This is a genomic window from Burkholderia arboris, assembly GCF_038723655.1.
Classification (GTDB): Bacteria; Pseudomonadota; Gammaproteobacteria; order Burkholderiales; family Burkholderiaceae; genus Burkholderia; species Burkholderia arboris.
Window position 1 is genome coordinate 836456 of record NZ_CP109822.1, and the last position, 16954, is coordinate 853409.

Consider the following 16954-nt stretch of genomic DNA (forward strand, 5'->3'; position numbering starts at 1 on the left):
TGGGTAAAGGCGAACGGCGTCAGCCGTCACCGGACGATCGGCGTGTCGTAGCCGGGCTCGCGCGGCGGGATATCCGGGCGCGGCATGTCGGGCGGCAGCGGCACCGGCGGATCGGTGCCGGGCGGCGGTTCGGGCGGACTGTCCGGATGCGGTTCGGGCCGCGTCGGATCGGGTGTCTGGTGCAGCTTCATTCGGGCTTCTCCTCTGCGGTTGGGAAGGCAGCGCATGAGCGCCGATGCAGTACCAGCGTACCGATGCGAACGCGAGCGGACATCGCGCAAATTCACCTGATCGGCTAGTGCGTTTGCACGGGGGGCGGGAGGGGCAGGGGGATGCGTCAGTCGAGTGGCGCAAGTGGAAAGCGGGCCAGGCGGATGCGTCCGGGATCGGCGGGATGCCGCACGATGGCGTGCGGCGTGCGAATGTACTATGGCGGATAGTGCATTCGCGCCTGTCATGCGCCCGGGCGGCAAGCGATCATCGCCACACGCGCCGGCCGGCGCGTGTCGACGACGATACGACCGGGCCGGCGGCCAAGTTGACCACGCGGAAAACCATTCGATGAACGAACAGGTAAACGAACAGGTGCTCAAGTCGCATACCGACCGGCGCCAGCTGCACCAGATCATCGCGGGGCTCACCGAGGGCGTGATCCTGGTCGAGCCCGACCAGCGGATCGTCTGGGCGAACGAGGCCGCGCTCGCGATGCATGGCGTGACCGAACTGAAGGCGCTCGGCGCGGACGTCACCGCATACCGCGAGCGCTTCCGGCTGCGCTACCGGAACAACCATCCGGTGCGCGACGGCCACTATCCGATGGATCGCGTGATCGCCGGCGAGGAATTCAGCGACGTGACGGTCGAAGTCGAATCGGCCGCCGACGAGACGTTGAGCTGGGTGCACCGCATCCGCAGCCTCGTGCTGACGAACGCGGCCGGCGAACCCGATTGCCTCGCGCTCGTGCTGCACGACGCGACCGAATGGGCGAGCGCCGAGGAGCGCTTCGAGCGCACCTTCAACGCGAACCCGGCGCCGGCCGTGATCTGCCGGCTCGACGATTTGCGCTACGTGAAGGTCAACCAGGGCTTTCTCGACATGACGGGCCACGCGCGCGACGACGTGCTCGGCCGCTCGGTGTACGAAGTCGACGTGCTCGAACAGGCCGAGCGCCGCGAACTCGCGATCGAGCGGCTTGGCGAGGGCGCGACGATCCCGCAGATGGAAGCCGTGCTGAAACTCGCGGACGGCAGCACGAAGGCGGTGGTCGTTGCCGGGCAGCCGATCGACATGAACGACGAGGCGTGCATGCTGTTCACGTTCATGGATCTCGAGCCGCGCAAGCAGGCCGAGCGCGCGCTGAAGCAGAGCGAGGAACGCTTCGCGACCGCATTCCGGATGGCGCCGGTCGCGACCGCGATCGTCACGGCCGACCGCTTCGAGCTGCTCGACGTGAACGGCGCATTCGCGGCGATGACGGGGCACGCGCAGGACGACCTGCTCGGCAAGTCGGCGGACGAGATCGGGCTGTGGGCCGAGCGTGGCGCGTGGCTGCGCATCGAAGGCCGGCTTGCGCGCGACGGCAGCGTGCGCAACGCGGACGTGCAGATCCGCACGCGCGACGGCGACGTGCGCGATTGCGTCGTGTCGGCCGACCCGGTCGCGATTCACGGGCGCGACTGCCTGCTGGTCGCGCTGCTCGACATCAGCGACCGCAAGCGTACCGAGATGGAGCTCGTCTATGCGATCGAGACCGCGATGCAGGATGCATCGTGGTTCAGCCGCACGCTGATCGAGAAGCTCGCGAACGTGCGGCGCGCGAATGCGCCGGACGCGGGCGCGCAGCTGTCGGACCTGACCGCGCGCGAGCGCGACGTGTTCGACCTGCTGTGCCACGGTCTGGCCGACAAGGAGATTGCCGGCCGCCTCGGGCTCGCGCCGAACACCGTGCGCAATCACGTCGCGACGATCTACGCGAAGCTCGACGTGCACAGCCGCGGCGAGGCGATCGTCTGGGCGCGCGAGCGCGGAATCGTCGGCGCGGCCGAAGCGGGCGGCGCGCGCGGCACGAAGGGCAAGGACTGATACCGGAGGCCGCGGCCGTCGGTACGAATGCACCATGCCCGTTGGTGCATCCGCATCTGCCGCCCGCGGTGCTCGCTTGCGATCCTGTCCACTCGGCGGTGCGGCGCAGGCCGTCACATCGCCGGCTCTCTCCAACCATCGCAGGAGACGACCATGGACAGGAATCGCATCGAAGGCAAGCTCAAGCAGGTCAAGGGTTCGGTCAAGGAAGCGCTCGGCAAGGTGACGGGCGACCGCAAGACGGAAGCGGAAGGCCTGGCCGAACAGCAGGCCGGCAAGCTCCAGGAGAAGGCCGGCGAGGCGGCCGATGCGGTGCGCAAGCATACCGGCGCCGATCGGCACTGACCGATGATGCGGCGTTGCGGGCGCCGCGCAGGCCGGCCGGGCCATCGTCGCAACGATGATGCGCCATCGGCATGACCACGGCCGGCCTTTACCCAAGCGTGCCGCCGCCGTTTCCCACTGAACGATTCCACCCGCGGCCACCGTTGCACGGGCCGCGGGTCGGCCGCGAACGCGGAACTTGATGATAAATCCTCACAACATAGTTCCGATATTTCGTTTGCTGCACCGGTATTGGCTACCCACAATCCATTCACCTCTTTCGCGACGAAAGGTTCTTCGGAGACGGAACCGCGGTGATCGGCCGGCCGGTTGGGCGCATTGAACGGCGCCCCGGCAGGCAACGACATCACCGGCGCGCCAGAGGTCGCCGACGCGCGGCAAGCGCGCGTTGCACCCCGACCCACAGAAGAAGGATTGCCATGACGTTCCGCATTCGTTCGCTTTCCGGCGCCGCATTGACCGCCGCGCTCCTCGCGTTCCAGACGGGCGCGGCCCACGCGCAGGAAACGGTTGTGAAGGTCGGCGTGGCCGGCCCGCTGACGGGCGGCGGCGCCGCGTACGGCAAGGACATCGAGAACGGCGTGCGCATGGCGGTCGACGAGGCGAATGCCGCGCACACGACGGTCGGCGGCAAGCCGGTGAAATTCGTCGTTGCGTCGCAGGACGACCAGAGCGATCCGCGCACCGGCGTGCAGGCTGCGCAGCAGCTTGCCGACGCGCAGGTGGCCGTCGTGATCGGCCACTTCAATTCCGGCACGACGCTGCCCGCGTCGAAGATCTACGCGAAGGCCGGGATTCCGATGATCACGCCGTCGGCGACCAATCCCGACATCACGCGCGCCGGGCTCGGCACCGTGTACCGCGTGATCGCCACCGACACGCAGAACGCGGGCAACGCCGGTGCGTACGCAGCGAGCGTGACGAAGGCGAAGCGCATCGCGATCATCGACGACCGCACCGCGTTCGGCCAGGGCGAAGCCGACGAATTCGAGAAGGCCGTGAAGGCGAACGGCGGCACGATCGTCGCGCGCGAATTCACGAACGACAAGGCCGTCGATTTCAGCGCGCAGCTCACGAAGATCAAGAGCACCAACGCCGATCTCGTGTTCTTCGGCGGCCTCGACGCGCAGGCGGCGATGCTCGTGAAGCGCATGCGCCAGCTCGGCATCCGCGCGCAGTTCCTCGCAGGCGGCGGCGTGATGAACGCGAACTTCATCAAGCTGGCCGGCAATGCGGCGGAAGGCGCTTCCGTGTGGGAATACGGGCAGCCGCTGTCGCGCCTCGCGAAGGGCAAGCAGTTCGAAACGAAATTCAAGCAGAAGTACGGCATCGACATGCTCGCGTATGCGCCGTTCGCGTACGACGCGACGTGGATCGCGATCAACGCGATGCAGAAGGCGAACTCGACGAAGCCGGCCGATTTCAACGGCGCGCTGAAGGGCACGCGCTACGACGGCATCACGGGCACGATCGCGTTCACGAACACGGGCGACCTGAAGAACCCGAGCTCGACGCTGTATGAAGTGAAGAACGCCGCGTGGCAGCCCGTCACGACGAAATCGGCGGACTGAACGCAACCCGCGCGAGCGGACTTTCGCGGCGATGCCGGACGTGCTGAAATAGCCGAAGCGATCGCCGGGGAAGTCTGCCCGCGCGACGCCGCGCGCGACGCGGCACGAACAACCTGCAGGCGCGGCCGGCTGGCTGCGCCCTTTACGTGCAACTGGAGTCAGTCGTGAGTTCTCAAGTCGTCATCGTCGGCGGTGGTGTGATCGGCAGCTCGATCGCTTATTTCCTGCGCGCCACCGATCCCACGGTCGCCGTGACCGTCATCGAACGCGACCCCACCTATGCGCGATCGTCGTCGGCGCTGTCGGCCGCATCGATTCGCCAGCAGTTCTCGACACCGCTGTCGATCGAGATGTCGCTGTTCGGCATCGACTTCCTGCGCTCGATCGGCGAGCGGCTCGAAGTGGACGGCAACCGGCCGTCGATCGATCTGCACGAAGGCGGTTACCTGTTCCTCGCCACGCCGGCCGGCGATGCGACGCTGCGCGAGAATCATGCGCTGCAGACGAGCCTCGGCGCCGACATCCGGCTGATGGATGGCGATGCGCTGCGTGCGAAGTTTCCGTGGCTGAACGTCGACGATCTCGTGTCGGGCGCGTACGGCGTGAGCGGCGAAGGCTGGTTCGACGGCTATGGGCTCGTGCAGGCACTGCGCAAGAAGGCGCAGGCGCTTGGCGCGCGATATGTGCCGGCCGACGTGAAGGACGTGGTGCGCGACGGCCGCAAGATCACGCATGTCGTGACGGGCGACGGCGAGCGTTACGCGTGCGACACGCTCGTCAACGCAGCGGGTGCATGGACGCGCACGCTGTCGGCGATGATGGGCATCGACATCCCCGTGTTTGCACGGCGCCGCAGCATCTTCAACGTATCGTCGCCGGCGAAGCTCGCCGATTGTCCGCTGCTGATCGACCCGACCGGCGTGTACTTCCGGCCGGAGGGGCGCACGTATATTTGCGGTACGTCGCCGAGCCCGGATCGCGATCCGGACGATCTGCCGCTCGATGAAGTCGATCATGACCTGTTCGACGAGGTGATCTGGCCGACGCTCGCGAACCGCGTGCCGGAATTCGAGGCGCTGCGTGTCGAGAATTGCTGGTCCGGGTACTACGAGTACAACGTGTTCGACCACAACGCGATCATCGGCTACCACCCTGACCTCGACAACGTCGTGTTCGCGAACGGCTACAGCGGCCACGGGCTGCAGCAGGGGCCGGCGACGGGGCGTGGCGTCAGTGAACTCATTCTGGGCGGGCGTTATGACACGCTCGACCTGTCGTCGCTCGGCTGGGCGCGAGTGCTGGAAAACCGGCCGATCGTCGAAAAGAACGTCGTGTAGCGCGACGTAACCGCCCGGTAGCGGGGTGGGCGGGATTCTCCTTGTGTCTCAAACCCATTGGCCCGACGCTTGTCGGGCCTTTTTTTGTTTGCGCGGATCAGCCGGCGCCGTAGACGGCGTCGCGCAGATCGAGCGTGTACTGGCCGTTCATCCCTTCGTAGAGCGTATTCGACAGCGACACGACGGTCAGCCCGCGGGCGCGATCGACGAACCACGAATGACCGTAGACCCCGCCCCAGCGCCATGTGCCGACGGACTCCGGCGACGCGGCCGCCTGCGGGTCGTGCAATACCGAAAACCCGATCCCGAAGCCCGCACCCGGCAGGTCCGGCAATTCGAAGTCGCCGGTCTGTACGCGGCCCATCTCGGCGACCAGGTCGGCCGGCAGGATCGCGCCACCGCCCGCGCGCAGCGTATCCAGCACCGTCAGCACGTCGCCGGCGGTACCCACCATCCCCGCACCGCCCGATGCGAACGCGTGCGCATTGAGCGCGCGCGACGGCGAGTACGTGACGCCGACGAACCCTTCGTCGATGGGCACCGTCTCGTTCTCGGCGAGGCGGTGCGGCTGCGGCGTGTCGTTGACGTATGGCGTGGCCAGCCGCGCGGGATCGCGTGCGACGAAGGCCGTGTCGCGCGCACCGAGTGGACGCAATACGAGCGCGTCGATCGCGTCGGCGAGCGGCGTGCCGCAGACGGCCTCGATCAGCGCGCCGATGACGTCGATCGACAGCGAGTAGTTCCAGCCGGTGCCGGGCGCGAACTGCAGCGGGACGCTGGCGATCCGGCGCAGGTTTTCAGCGAGCGTGATCGCCGCGCCGTCCAGCCCGTCCGACACGCCTGCGCGCGCATAGGGGCCGTTCGCGTCGGTTTCGTTGAAGCGATAGTCGAGGCCGGCGGTATGCACGAGCAGCTGACGCACCGTGATCACCGGCACGCGGCCGTCGGGCAGCGCCGGACGGAACTCGGGCAGCCAGCGCGTGATGTCGTCGTCGAGCGACAGCTTGTGTTGCGCGACGAGCGCCATCGCGGCCGCCGAGACGATCGGCTTCGTGACCGACGCAAGCCGGAACAGCGTGTCCTCGCGCATCGGCGTGCGCGATTCGCGGTCCGCGAACCCGGCCGCGCGGCGGTAGACGAGTTCGCCGTCGCGTGCGACCAGCACCACGGCGCCGACGAGGCGCTGCGTGTCGAGCTGGCGGGACAGGACCGCATCGATGCGCTCGGCGAGCGCAGGATCGGCGGGCGACTGCAGGGACGAAGCGGAAGAGGCGGTCATCGAAGATTCCGTCGTGAAGAGTCTGATCGACATGTTATGGGCTGCCTGCCGCATGCGTCGTTAACCCTTACACGAAACAGGGCTACGTGCGCGTCGCGGGCCGGTACTGACGCGCATCGAACCGGATTGCGGACAAAATATGCCCCAATCGGCCTGCCGCGTTCGTTAGAATCTGCTTTCGTCGAGGAAATGACGCATTTGCACGGGTGCAGAGCAGTATCGAGTCGCAGGCGCTGCGCGCCCTGATTCCATCGTTCATCTTTCACCGGAGGCGAGCATGCCAGGTTTACTTCCCGATGTTGACCGCGAGGGACTCCTCGAATATTCGGTGGTGTACACCGATCGCTCGGTCAACCACATGTCGCAGCGCTTTCAGGGCGTCATGCGCGACATCTCCGCCACGCTGAAGAAAGTCTACAACGCGAAATCGGTCGTGATCGTTCCGGGCAGCGGGACGTTCGGCATGGAAGCCGTGGCGCGGCAGTTCGCGACGAACAAGAAGTGTCTCGTCATCCGCAACGGCTGGTTCAGCTTCCGCTGGTCGCAGATTTTCGACATGGGCAGCATTCCGTCCGAAACGACGGTGCTGAAGGCGCGCCCGGTCGAAGCAGGCCGGCAGGCTGCCTTTGCGCCGGCGCCGATCGACGCAGTGGTCGCCGCGATCAAGGAGAACAAGCCCGATCTGGTGTTTGCGCCGCATGTCGAGACGGCGTCCGGGATGATGCTGCCCGATGGGTATCTGCGCGCGGTGGCCGATGCCGTGCACGCGGTCGGCGGGATGTTCGTGCTGGATTGCATCGCGTCGGGGACGGTTTGGGTCGACATGCAGGCTAGCGGCGTCGATATTCTGATCAGCGCGCCGCAGAAGGGGTGGAGCGCGTCGCCGTGCTGTGCGATGGTCATGCTGAGCCCGCTCGCGCGCGAGCGTATCGATGCGACAACCAGCACCAGCTTCGCGTGCGATCTGCGCAAGTGGTTGCAGATCATGGAAGCGTACGAGGGCGGCGGGTTCGCGTATCACGCGACGATGCCGACCGACAGCCTCACGACGCTGCGCGACGTGATGAAGGAAACCGAGGCGTACGGCTTCGACAAGGTGAAGGCCGAGCAGCTCGAACTTGGCGAACGCATTCGGACGCTGCTGGCGGAGAAGGGGTTTCGGAGCGTGGCGGCGGCGGGGTTCGAGGCGCCGGGGGTAGTGGTCAGCTATACGGACGATGACGGTATTCGAACCGGGAAGAAGTTTGCGGATGTCGGGTTGCAGATTGCGGCCGGCGTGCCGCTGCAATGCGACGAGCCGGAGGATTTCAAGACTTTCAGGCTCGGGCTGTTCGGTCTCGACAAGCTGCATGATGTCGATGGCGCGGTCAAGCGGTTCTCGGATGCGTTGAACCGGATTCTTTAAGGCGTGATTGCGGAGTAGGTGCGCACCGGATCGCTGGCGGGACGGTGCGCGCGTAATGTGTTGTCTTTGCAACCACTTTCGTTCCGTCACCCTTGAGCAACTCAACGAGCGGTGTCGAACCGCTCGTTGCGCGTCCGGTTCTGGCTTGAAGAACCGTATCCCGAACGCGTCTTTGGTTTCCTTCACCAGGATTGTTCGTCCGCAGTTCCCGCATGCAAGCAGAAGCTCAGACCGTCGAACGGGATCGGCGATCAAGCCATCCGCATTTCTTCCGGGCAGACGGGTAATGCGAGCCAACGGATGGACGCACTACCGCATCAGGCAATACAAGACATCCGGGCAGCCTTCCTCGTTTCTGCTTCCGTCGCTGTATGCAATGGCAACGAACCCGTGCTGCTCGTAAAACGCAGCAGCATCGCGGTTCATCTGGAACGTATAGAGCTGGAGCTTGCCGTCCGTCTGCGCTTTCACGGCTTCCAGGAGGGATGTGCCAATCCCTTGCCGTTTGAATTCGGGGCACACGTACAACTGATCGAGCCATGCGACGCCGTCGGTGACGGTGTGTGCGGCCATGCCGACGATGCGGTCATCGTTCACTGCAACGGTGACGTTTCCCGACGGGATCAGCATGTTGGCAATCCAGTCCCGGACCGCCGCTTCGGCATGCGCGAGCGGCGCATAGGACGCCAGCGCAGTGCGCGACCGTAGAAAGACTTCGGCCACCTCTACGGCATCGGCTGTCGTTGCTCGACGCAAGATCAACGGCATGTATCCGCCACTCCGAGATCATCGAAAGAGGCACCACGATAGCAGCACGGAATCGAACTTCCAAGATCGCTGAAACTCGCGAGACCGGGCGCTGCGTGCAACGTATCGGGTTCGCGGTACGGAGAACTGGCGATGCGCGTTCGTTGTCGATTTGCTGCCTCGGTCCGAGGTTCCTGGACCCCGGCATTCCCGTATCATCTGTCCGGTTCGCCGGGACCGCCTGACCTGACCGTCCCGCACAAACGAAAGGACGAGCGATGAAGGGCGAAGGGAACGGCCACGGTAAAGCGATCACGCCCAGCGCGACAGCCAACCCCAAGCGTGCCGGCATCTCGCATGCCCCGAAGAGCACCGACCCGCGCGACTACCAGAACGCGCCGGGTATCGCGGCAGTCATGCCGAAAGCGTTTCCCGACGGTTTCGTCGTCGCCGAACATCGACACCCGCGCGCGCAACTCGTCTACACGATGACGGGTATTGCCGAAGTCTTCGCGTGCCAGTCGATGTGGATGATCCCGCCGCATCGCGCACTGTGGATTCCGCCGGACCTTCCGCATGCGATGCGTGCACACGGCCTCCTCGAAATGCGAACCGCCTACGTCGACCCGCGCGCGTACCCGTCGGCCTACCCGAATCAACCGCGGCTGGTCGAGGTTTCGCCGCTGCTGCGCGAGTTGATCGTGCGCGCGTCGTCGCTCCCGATCGACGCTCATCCGGCCGGACGCGACGATCTCGTCATCCAGCTCATGCTGGCGGAAATCGAGTGGTCCCCCGAGCAGCCGCTGCGGCTTCCGTCCGGTCGGGACCGGCGCCTTGCCCGGATATGCGATGCAATCCTGTCGAATCCGGCCGATCAACGAACGCTGACGGAATGGGCCGATGAAGTCGGTGCGTCGAGCCGGACCTTGGCGCGGCTGTTCACCGCCGAAACCGGCTTGTCGTTCAGCCAGTGGCGGCAGCAGGCGCGAATCTCGGCTGCGCGTCCGTTGCTGGCATCAGGGTGCTCCGTGATCGCTGTCGCGGCCGAACTGGGCTACGAAACCACGAGCGCATTCTCGACCGTGTTTCGCCGGTTCACCGGCATGACGCCGAGCGCTTACGCGAAATTGTCCGATTCCGCGTAGCAAACGTCTCTCCGCAACACGCGGGGCGCGGCGTGCAGGCTTATCGTGTCGGTCATCGCTACCACCGACCGAACGAGGCAAGCCGACATGACGCGATCCGACATCGAATTTCCGTCCGAATCCACGACGCTGCGAGGCTGGTTCTACGCGCCGGTGCAGCGCACCGCCGATAGCAACACGTATCCCGCCATCGTGATGGCGCACGGCTTCTCGGCCGTGAAGGAACAGTACCTGGACCGCTATGCGGAGGCGTTCGCCGCGTGTGGCTTTGCCGTGCTGCTCTACGATCACAAGAACTTCGGCGCAAGCGACGGGCTGCCCCGTCAGGAAATCGACCCCGTGCAACAGAAGCGCGGCTATCGCGATGCGATCAGCTATCTGCTGACGCGTGCCGATGTCGACGCCGAACGCATCGGCATCTGGGGCACCAGCTACAGCGGCGGCCACGTGCTCGAAGTCGCCGCCATCGACCGGCGCGTCAAATGCGTGGTGTCGCAGGTGCCGACGATCAGCGGGCATCAATCGGGCTTGCGCCGCACGCGTTCCGATCGGGTGCCGGCGATGCTGGCTCGCTTCGACGAGGACCGCCGGCAGCGATTCGCGGGTGGTTCGCCGGCCATGCTGCCGGCCGTCAGCGTCGATCCCTTGGCCGCCTGTGCGATGGCCGGCGCGGATGCGTACCGGTTCTTCACCGAGTCCGCTGCGCAGTTTGCGCCGAACTGGCGAAATGAGGTGACGTTGCGCAGTGCCGAGATGTCCCGCGAGAACGAGCCGGGCCAGTACGTCGACCGTATCTCGCCGACACCGCTCCTGATGATCGTCGCCGACCAGGACGTGCTGACGCCCACCGACCTTTGCCTCAAGGCGTGGGAAAACGCGCTGGAGCCGAAGCGCTTGCTTCAGGTCAAGGGCGGGCATTTCACGCCGTATCTCGAGCACTTCGACGCAACCAGCCAGGCGGCTGCGGAGTGGTTCACGCAGCATCTGTGCGGCCCGCGTTGACCGGAGCCAACGGCGCCAGCCGATGCTTCGTCATATGAAGTAATAGCTGTAATACGGCATGAAATCTTCTTTCCAGTGACTCGGGCTAGACTGGTTTCGCCTTGTCCCCCCCAAGGTGTTGTGTGACCTCCGCTCGGCCCGCGCTTTTCGGCGTGGGCCAATTTTTTCGGGCGGGTGTCGCCGGCGGTCGAGCGATTGCCGGCCCGATCCGCATTGGAGGAAACGTAGCGTGACAGCCCATCCGATCACCCGAAATACCGGTTCGCTCGTGCGCTTCGTCGCATTCGGCGCCGCGGCGGCAACAGCCGCGATGTCCGTCGTGCCGGCTGCGTTCGCGCAAGCCAGCGCGGCCGTTACCAGCAGTGTTTTCGTACACCAGCCGTACGACACCGGCAACAGCGCGATCGACGACAATTTCCAGTACATCGCGCATCCGCCGATACGGCCGGTCGCGGTGAGCGAGCCGACGGTCTCGCATGGCGCGCACCGGGGCCGTCGCGGACAAGCCGGCAGCACGAATGCAGCGGGTGCGCAGGGCGGCGGAGCGAGCAACAACACGGCGGCGATGCCGTTGCCGAAAATGCCGACGGCTGAAGCATCGAATGCGTCTGTTTCGCAATAGGCCTGCTTCTTCGAACTTTTCCCGACGGACGCAGTAGCTGACGATTGATGGCGCTCGGTCCCGCGCGCGTTCGTCGGGCCTCCTCCGAATCTTGACAACGCCGTGTCGTGCGGCGTGACCGCCCGGTGAGGGGTGAGCGGGATTCTCCTTGTGTCTCGCTCGTTGGCCCGACTCTGTCGGGCTTTTTTTGTTGGTGAGCCGAGAGGTGTACTGTCGCCGGCTGTGTGTGGCAACATCGCGGTGGTCTCGACATCACACCCGGGTGCAGGCCAGCCCATCTATCCGAGGGGATCTCATGTTTGACCACGTCAAATTCGGAGTCAGCGACTTTGCCGCCAGCAAGGCGTTCTTCCTCAAGGCGCTCGAACCGATTGGTGCCGTGACGGTAGACGAGGGCGAGCCGTCTTACGGGATCGAGATCAGTACGCCCGCCAAGTCTTCGTTGTGTCTGTTCCAGACGGCCGAGAAACCGGCGCATCTCCACATCGCGTTCGTAGCGGACAATCGGCGGCAAGTCGATGCGTTCTATCGCGCGGCGCTGGAGGCCTGCGGGAAGGACAACGGCGCGCCCGGGCTGCGGCCGCATTATCACGCGAACTACTACGCGGCGTTCGTCATCGGTCCGGATGGACACAATATCGAGGTCGTGTGTCATCAGGCGGAGGGGTGACCCTTCGATGCGCGGCACCAGTAGACGAATGTCGGCGTGAGCTTCGGCAGGCGTTGGGCCACGCAGTGGGCGATGCAGAACGGGGGGGGCGCCGCGATCGACCGGAGCGGACCTGTCGATGCCGGGAATAGGTGCGCCAGCGCTGTCGAGCGCTTCCTGTCTATGGATGGACGGTTTCGCCTCGATTCAGCATGTCGATGAATTCGCGGATCTTGCGCGCCCTTGTTTCCGGCTTCTTGGCATTCTGTATCCGAAACAGAATGGCATAGCGGTTACGGCTGTTTAGTGTTGCGAAGAACTTCCTGGCTCCCGGATTCGCGTCCAAGGCTGCTTGCAGGTCGTCCGGCACTATCGAGTTGCCGGCCGACGTATACGCCGCCTGCCAGCGCCCGTCCTTCCTGGCCTTCTCGATTTCGGTCATGCCGGGCGGGCGCATTCTGCCCGCGGCGATCAGCGCTTCAGCCCTCTCCTTGTTGAGTTTGGACCAGATGCTCTTTGTGGTGCGTGGGGTGAAGCGTTGCAACCAGTATTGCTCGCTCTCGGCCTTCTTCCGACCATCGATCCAGCCGTGGCAGAGGGCGCATTCCAACGCCTGTTGGTAGGTGACGGTTTGCTGCCCGGCGCCTTTTTTGGCCAGACGCAGCCACGCTCCGGTCGACGTGCTGCCGTGTTTCTCTAACCAGCTTTCCCATTCGGTCTGACCGGTCAATGTTAGAACGCATTCGGTCATGTCACTGTCCTGAATGGTGGCGTACATGTGCGGGGAGGGCGTCCGCAGTCTAACAGCGTTTATGCGGGCATCGACCTCCGTGGCGCGATCCATGACCGCACGCTCGATCGTCACTGGCCCGTCGGCTGGGTCGGGTTCCGCATCAGCCAGTCGGATGGGTAGCGTTGTCCGCCGCCACTGCCTGTTCGACAGGAATGGTCGAATCATCGACAATCTCCGTCATTCAAAAAAATGAGAGAGGGTGGTGTATGCGCTGGATCGGTAAAACGCTCGCGGTGAGCTTGGGCATGGCTGTCGTCGGTATCGCCTCCGTTCGGGCGGCATCCGCCGAATCCGCGTTCCCGCGCTTCACGCAGGCGGAAGGCAAGGTCGATAGCGATGGCCTCCCGCTGTCCGGCGTGAAGCTTTGCGTGCTTCCCGACCATGCGCCGTGCTTCGAGATGCCGCCGGTGCCGCTTCCCCATTCTTCGAAGGAGCTGTACCAGTTCGGTCTGGATCCACGGTCCGAACGGCTGCCGATCGCATCGGGTGGCTCGTGGGTGTTCTTCTCGGGGATGTTCTCGGGTGGCGGCAGCGGAATGCTGGAGCGCGTGGCGATCCTGCGTATCGGCGCGAACGGCAAGATCGAGAACCTGATGCCGCAAGTCACTCAAACGGAGTCCGCCGATCGCGCGATGTGGAAGCTGCCGGATGTTTCGCCGTATCCGCTGTTTGTCCGCGCGGACTTTGTCTGGGGCGACGACGAGGATCATTTCGGCAAGCACTTCTTCGACGTTGACGCGTGGGCGTTCGATCCCGCGACCAGTCAGTACAAGAAGCGCTTCTCCTACCGCACGACCAAGCGTTACAGCCGGGGCGACGGCTCGGATCGCGTGCTCGCCGCCGAGCGTGCGGAAATCCTGCGCCGCCTCGCGGCCAGCAAGTAGCTTGCGCGCCCCCGCAGCCCATCCGCCCGGGGGCATCGCACGACGGTCAATGCAGCATGTCAGCGGGTAGCGCTGGCCACCGCTTCGTCGATCAGCGCGGCCACTTCCACAGGATGCGACGCGAGCGACGCGTGGCTGGCCGGCAGTGTAATCACCTTGCGTGGATTCATTCTCGCGGACATGCGCCGTTGATTCTCCGGCGCGATCATCCGGTCGTCGCTGGAGACCTGATACCACGACGGCTTGACCTTCCACGCCGGCGACGTGATCGCGTCGCCGAAGGTGCTCGCCAGCGGGGCCTTTTGCGTGACGGCCATCACGAGCCCGTCGTCGTCGCCGAGGTCCTGGCAAAAGCTCTCGTGGAACGTGTCCGCCTTGACCCACAGATAGCCATCGCTGTCCGGCGCGAGGTTGGCTGCCGCGGCCGGCAGATGCTGCTGCGTGATTGCGCCGGGGCTTTCGCCGGCGTCCGGTGCGAAGGCGGCGATGTAGACAAGCCCCGCGACATTGTCCGCGTTGCCGGCCTCGGTAATGACGGCCCCGCCGTACGAATGTCCGACGAGCAGAACGGGGCCTTGAATCTGCGCGATCATTTTCCGGGTACGATCGACGTCATCGGCCAGCGACGTCAACGGAAGTTCGACTGCGCGAATCGACCGATGACCTTTTCGGCTCAGTTCGACAATGACCCTGGCCCAATGCGCGGCACCGCCCCAGAAGCCATGGACGAGCAAGATTGTCGGCGTGGTGTTCATCGAGATGCTCCTCAGTGTAGAGATCGAATGTTCGAATGTCTTGCGACGATTCGTGACATGCTGTGCGTTCGGACTGCTGATAATCGGCAAGCGCCCATCAGCCGGACCGATCGTTCGATGAATCGGGCGACGGGCGACGCCGGCTGAAATTATCGAATGGCGTATCCGTCGGATCTACGGCCAAAACGCCGAAGATTATGCCGAGACGCCACGAAGCGCGAGAAGTCTCATCCCATACCGCAAGGACGTTCGATGCATTCGCCAGATGTGTTCTCGGAGATTTATGCCCGTGCGCGCGTGCGCGGTCGAGTGAGCGTATTGACGTGTCCGGGCGTCGCGGCGCCGAGTGTGTTCGAAGGCAGTGACGTGTTCATCCATGCTGTCCAGCAGGGCACATGCAGGCTGGTGGTGAACGGAAACGGGGAGGTCGTCGTACTGGCGTCCGGCGATGTGGTCGCGCTGATGAAAGGGCAGCCGCATCGTATCGACGCGCAGCCACATGCGGCGGCACCTGGAGATCCGCGCCCGGCCGGCGTGCGGATCGTGACCATCGCGTTCACGTTCGACGGCGTCGGCGGCGATATTCTCGCCCGTGGTTTGCCGGACGTGATGACCGTGCGGGGATGCGAGCAAGCCGAAGCCGGTTCCGGACCGTCAACCCAATGGATCCCGACGACGATCGGCGCGATCGATCTCGAACTTCAGGCGCCGTCGGTGGGCAGCGAAGTCATGCTGTCGAAGACGGCGGAGCTGATGTTCATCTGGCTGATCCGGCGTCACATGGCAAGCGGCGATCCGGCCAGGCGCGGCTGGGCCGCTGCGCTGGGCGACCCCGCGGTGAATCGGGCGCTGTCGCTGTTGCATGCCGATCCCGGCTACGAATGGAGTGTTCCGGAGCTGGCCAGGCGGGTGGGGCAGTCGCGTTCCGCGTTTTCCCAGAAGTTCGTCGATGTCATGGGCGAGACACCCATGCGCTATCTCGTGAATTGGCGCATGGACCTTGCCGCGCACCTGCTTGCTTCGTCGACGCTGCGCATTTCGAAGATCGCCGAGCAAGCGGGATACGCGTCGCAGGCTGCGTTCGGGCGCGTGTTTCGGCGGCGTTACGGCATGTCGCCGTCGGACTATCGTGACACGTACGCGACGGAGTCCGGTCATGCCGGGCCGTGAGCGCGGTCCGGCTATTCAGCCGGAATCGATGGTTCAGGCCAATGCCGGTTTTGCGGATGACAACGTGCTGTTCCGGTCGATCGCGTTGATTGGCCTTCAGCGCAAGATGCCTTTATCGCTGCGCTTCCCCGTACGTCTCCTTGCACACCCCGCGCAGCGCATCGACGAGCAGATCCCGCGCGGGTGAATGCGAATCGGCGGAGCGGGTGAACAGCGCAATCGGCGGAAGCGTCCACACGAGCGAGTAAGGCACGATCGCCACGCCTGCAATCCGCACCAGTTCTTCCGCGATATCGGCCGGCACGATCGACACGGCCTCATCACTCGACGCGATCATTTCGCCGATCAGCTTCGACGAGTAGCTTTCGACGATCGGCACGGGCGGCGCGATGCCGGCCGACAGGAACAGGTCGGCCACCTGTTCCCGCATCGGCGTATGCGGCGCGCCGAGAATCCAGTCGAGCGCGTGCAGCTTGTGCCAGTCCAGCGGCGTGCGCGCGAGCTTGGCCGCAAGACGCCGGCTCGCGATCATGCGCGGCTGCTGCTGGTACAGCACTTCGAACGAAACCGGCCCCAGATCGATCGCCGACGACGCGCGCCCGATCACGATATCGACGCTGTGATCCCTGAGCTGCAGCAGCAGCTGATCGCTGGTGCCTTCGTGAATCGTCACGGTCAGCCGTCGCTCCATCCGTGCCTGCAACCGCTTCAGCGCGGCCGACAGCATGTGCCCGGAGATGAACGGAATCACGCCGATGTGCAGATGGGCCGCATGCCCGGCGGCGACGGCCTCCATCTCGCGGGCGAGGTGATCGAGATCCTTGATCATCGCCTTCGCCCGCTCGAGCACGACCGCGCCGAGCGCGGTGGGCCGCATGCCGCGCGACGAGCGCTCGAACAGCGGCGTGCCGAACATGCTCTCCAGCTCGGACAGCGCGTTCGTCACGGCGGGCTGGCTGCTGGCCATGTGCTCGGCGACGCGCGTCAGCGACCCGTGCTGCTGGATCTGCAGCAACAGCACCAGATGCCGAATCTTCAGACGAGCGCCCAGCCGCCTGACCACGTCGTTTGCGTCAAAAGTCATTGACTAGTCATGCATTCATCATGAAAAAGTGATGGACCGATATTAAAACAGAATCATCACGTTATGGCGGATCCCTAGAATCAC

Annotated in this window: 17 protein-coding genes; 11 read left to right on the forward strand and 6 right to left on the reverse strand. The window is 64.9% G+C overall.

All coding sequences use genetic code 11. The features are described from left to right. Nucleotides 1–26: 26 nt before the first annotated feature. Nucleotides 27–191 (reverse strand): hypothetical protein, encoded by a 165-nt coding sequence (locus OHZ10_RS21050; protein ID WP_174993373.1) that lies wholly within the window; start codon nt 189–191, stop codon nt 27–29. Between the two features lie 370 nt (nt 192–561). On the opposite strand from OHZ10_RS21050, the gene OHZ10_RS21055 reads away from it, so the two are divergent. From OHZ10_RS21055 to OHZ10_RS21070, 4 genes are all read left to right on the forward strand, one after another. After that, nucleotides 562–2082: a PAS domain S-box protein gene (locus OHZ10_RS21055; RefSeq protein ID WP_340625366.1), complete on the forward strand. Its 1521-nt coding sequence runs from the start codon at nt 562–564 to the stop codon at nt 2080–2082. Nucleotides 2083–2235: 153 nt separating this feature from the next. Further along, nucleotides 2236–2427, forward strand: a complete 192-nt coding sequence (locus OHZ10_RS21060; protein WP_059237697.1) for a CsbD family protein — start codon at nt 2236–2238, stop codon at nt 2425–2427. A gap of 419 nt (nt 2428–2846) precedes the next feature. Further along, the gene (locus OHZ10_RS21065) at nt 2847–3998 is read left to right on the forward strand and encodes a branched-chain amino acid ABC transporter substrate-binding protein (RefSeq protein WP_059237696.1); all 1152 of its coding nucleotides are present in this window, start codon (nt 2847–2849) and stop codon (nt 3996–3998) included. A 164-nt stretch (nt 3999–4162) separates the two neighbouring features. Next, entirely contained in the window at nt 4163–5335 is a 1173-nt protein-coding gene (locus OHZ10_RS21070; protein ID WP_059237695.1) for an NAD(P)/FAD-dependent oxidoreductase, read from the forward strand. Nucleotides 5336–5432: 97 nt separating this feature from the next. Here OHZ10_RS21070 and OHZ10_RS21075 read toward each other — a convergent pair whose 3' ends face one another. Continuing rightward, nucleotides 5433–6614 (reverse strand): serine hydrolase domain-containing protein, encoded by a 1182-nt coding sequence (locus OHZ10_RS21075; protein ID WP_059240821.1) that lies wholly within the window; start codon nt 6612–6614, stop codon nt 5433–5435. 277 nt (nt 6615–6891) lie between these two features. On the opposite strand from OHZ10_RS21075, the gene OHZ10_RS21080 reads away from it, so the two are divergent. After that, nucleotides 6892–8019 (forward strand): aminotransferase class V-fold PLP-dependent enzyme, encoded by a 1128-nt coding sequence (locus OHZ10_RS21080; protein ID WP_340625364.1) that lies wholly within the window; start codon nt 6892–6894, stop codon nt 8017–8019. A 309-nt stretch (nt 8020–8328) separates the two neighbouring features. On the opposite strand, the gene OHZ10_RS21085 is transcribed toward OHZ10_RS21080, so the two are convergent. Next, a complete protein-coding gene (locus OHZ10_RS21085; RefSeq protein ID WP_174993375.1) occupies nt 8329–8787 on the reverse strand; it encodes a GNAT family N-acetyltransferase in 459 nt (152 codons plus the stop codon). Nucleotides 8788–9044: 257 nt separating this feature from the next. On the opposite strand from OHZ10_RS21085, the gene OHZ10_RS21090 reads away from it, so the two are divergent. The 4 genes from OHZ10_RS21090 (at nt 9045) to OHZ10_RS21105 (ending at nt 12205) form a co-directional block, all read left to right on the forward strand. Then, nucleotides 9045–9911 carry a helix-turn-helix transcriptional regulator gene (locus tag OHZ10_RS21090; RefSeq protein ID WP_342705700.1) on the forward strand — a complete coding sequence of 289 codons (867 nt, stop codon included), beginning with the start codon at nt 9045–9047 and terminating at the stop codon, nt 9909–9911. A gap of 87 nt (nt 9912–9998) precedes the next feature. Continuing rightward, nucleotides 9999–10913, forward strand: coding sequence for an alpha/beta hydrolase (locus OHZ10_RS21095; RefSeq protein WP_342705701.1), 915 nt, complete (start codon nt 9999–10001; stop codon nt 10911–10913). Between the two features lie 229 nt (nt 10914–11142). Then, entirely contained in the window at nt 11143–11535 is a 393-nt protein-coding gene (locus tag OHZ10_RS21100) for a hypothetical protein (RefSeq protein WP_342705702.1), read from the forward strand. A 295-nt stretch (nt 11536–11830) separates the two neighbouring features. Continuing rightward, nucleotides 11831–12205 carry a VOC family protein gene (locus OHZ10_RS21105; protein ID WP_342705703.1) on the forward strand — a complete coding sequence of 125 codons (375 nt, stop codon included), beginning with the start codon at nt 11831–11833 and terminating at the stop codon, nt 12203–12205. A 160-nt stretch (nt 12206–12365) separates the two neighbouring features. On the opposite strand, the gene OHZ10_RS21110 is transcribed toward OHZ10_RS21105, so the two are convergent. Beyond that, a complete protein-coding gene (locus tag OHZ10_RS21110; RefSeq protein WP_256087276.1) occupies nt 12366–12935 on the reverse strand; it encodes a YdeI/OmpD-associated family protein in 570 nt (189 codons plus the stop codon). Nucleotides 12936–13129: 194 nt separating this feature from the next. Here OHZ10_RS21110 and OHZ10_RS21115 point away from each other — a divergent pair, with 194 nt between their 5' ends. Beyond that, nucleotides 13130–13861 carry a hypothetical protein gene (locus tag OHZ10_RS21115; RefSeq protein ID WP_425394793.1) on the forward strand — a complete coding sequence of 244 codons (732 nt, stop codon included), beginning with the start codon at nt 13130–13132 and terminating at the stop codon, nt 13859–13861. A gap of 59 nt (nt 13862–13920) precedes the next feature. Here the strand turns inward: OHZ10_RS21115 and OHZ10_RS21120 are convergent, their stop codons facing one another. Continuing rightward, entirely contained in the window at nt 13921–14616 is a 696-nt protein-coding gene (locus tag OHZ10_RS21120) for an alpha/beta hydrolase (protein WP_342705704.1), read from the reverse strand. Between the two features lie 252 nt (nt 14617–14868). On the opposite strand from OHZ10_RS21120, the gene OHZ10_RS21125 reads away from it, so the two are divergent. Continuing rightward, the gene (locus OHZ10_RS21125; RefSeq protein ID WP_342705705.1) at nt 14869–15786 is read left to right on the forward strand and encodes an AraC family transcriptional regulator; all 918 of its coding nucleotides are present in this window, start codon (nt 14869–14871) and stop codon (nt 15784–15786) included. A gap of 112 nt (nt 15787–15898) precedes the next feature. On the opposite strand, the gene OHZ10_RS21130 is transcribed toward OHZ10_RS21125, so the two are convergent. After that, complete coding sequence (locus OHZ10_RS21130; RefSeq protein WP_342705706.1) at nt 15899–16870, reverse strand: LysR substrate-binding domain-containing protein; 972 nt, start codon at nt 16868–16870, stop codon at nt 15899–15901. Nucleotides 16871–16954 lie beyond the last annotated feature (84 nt).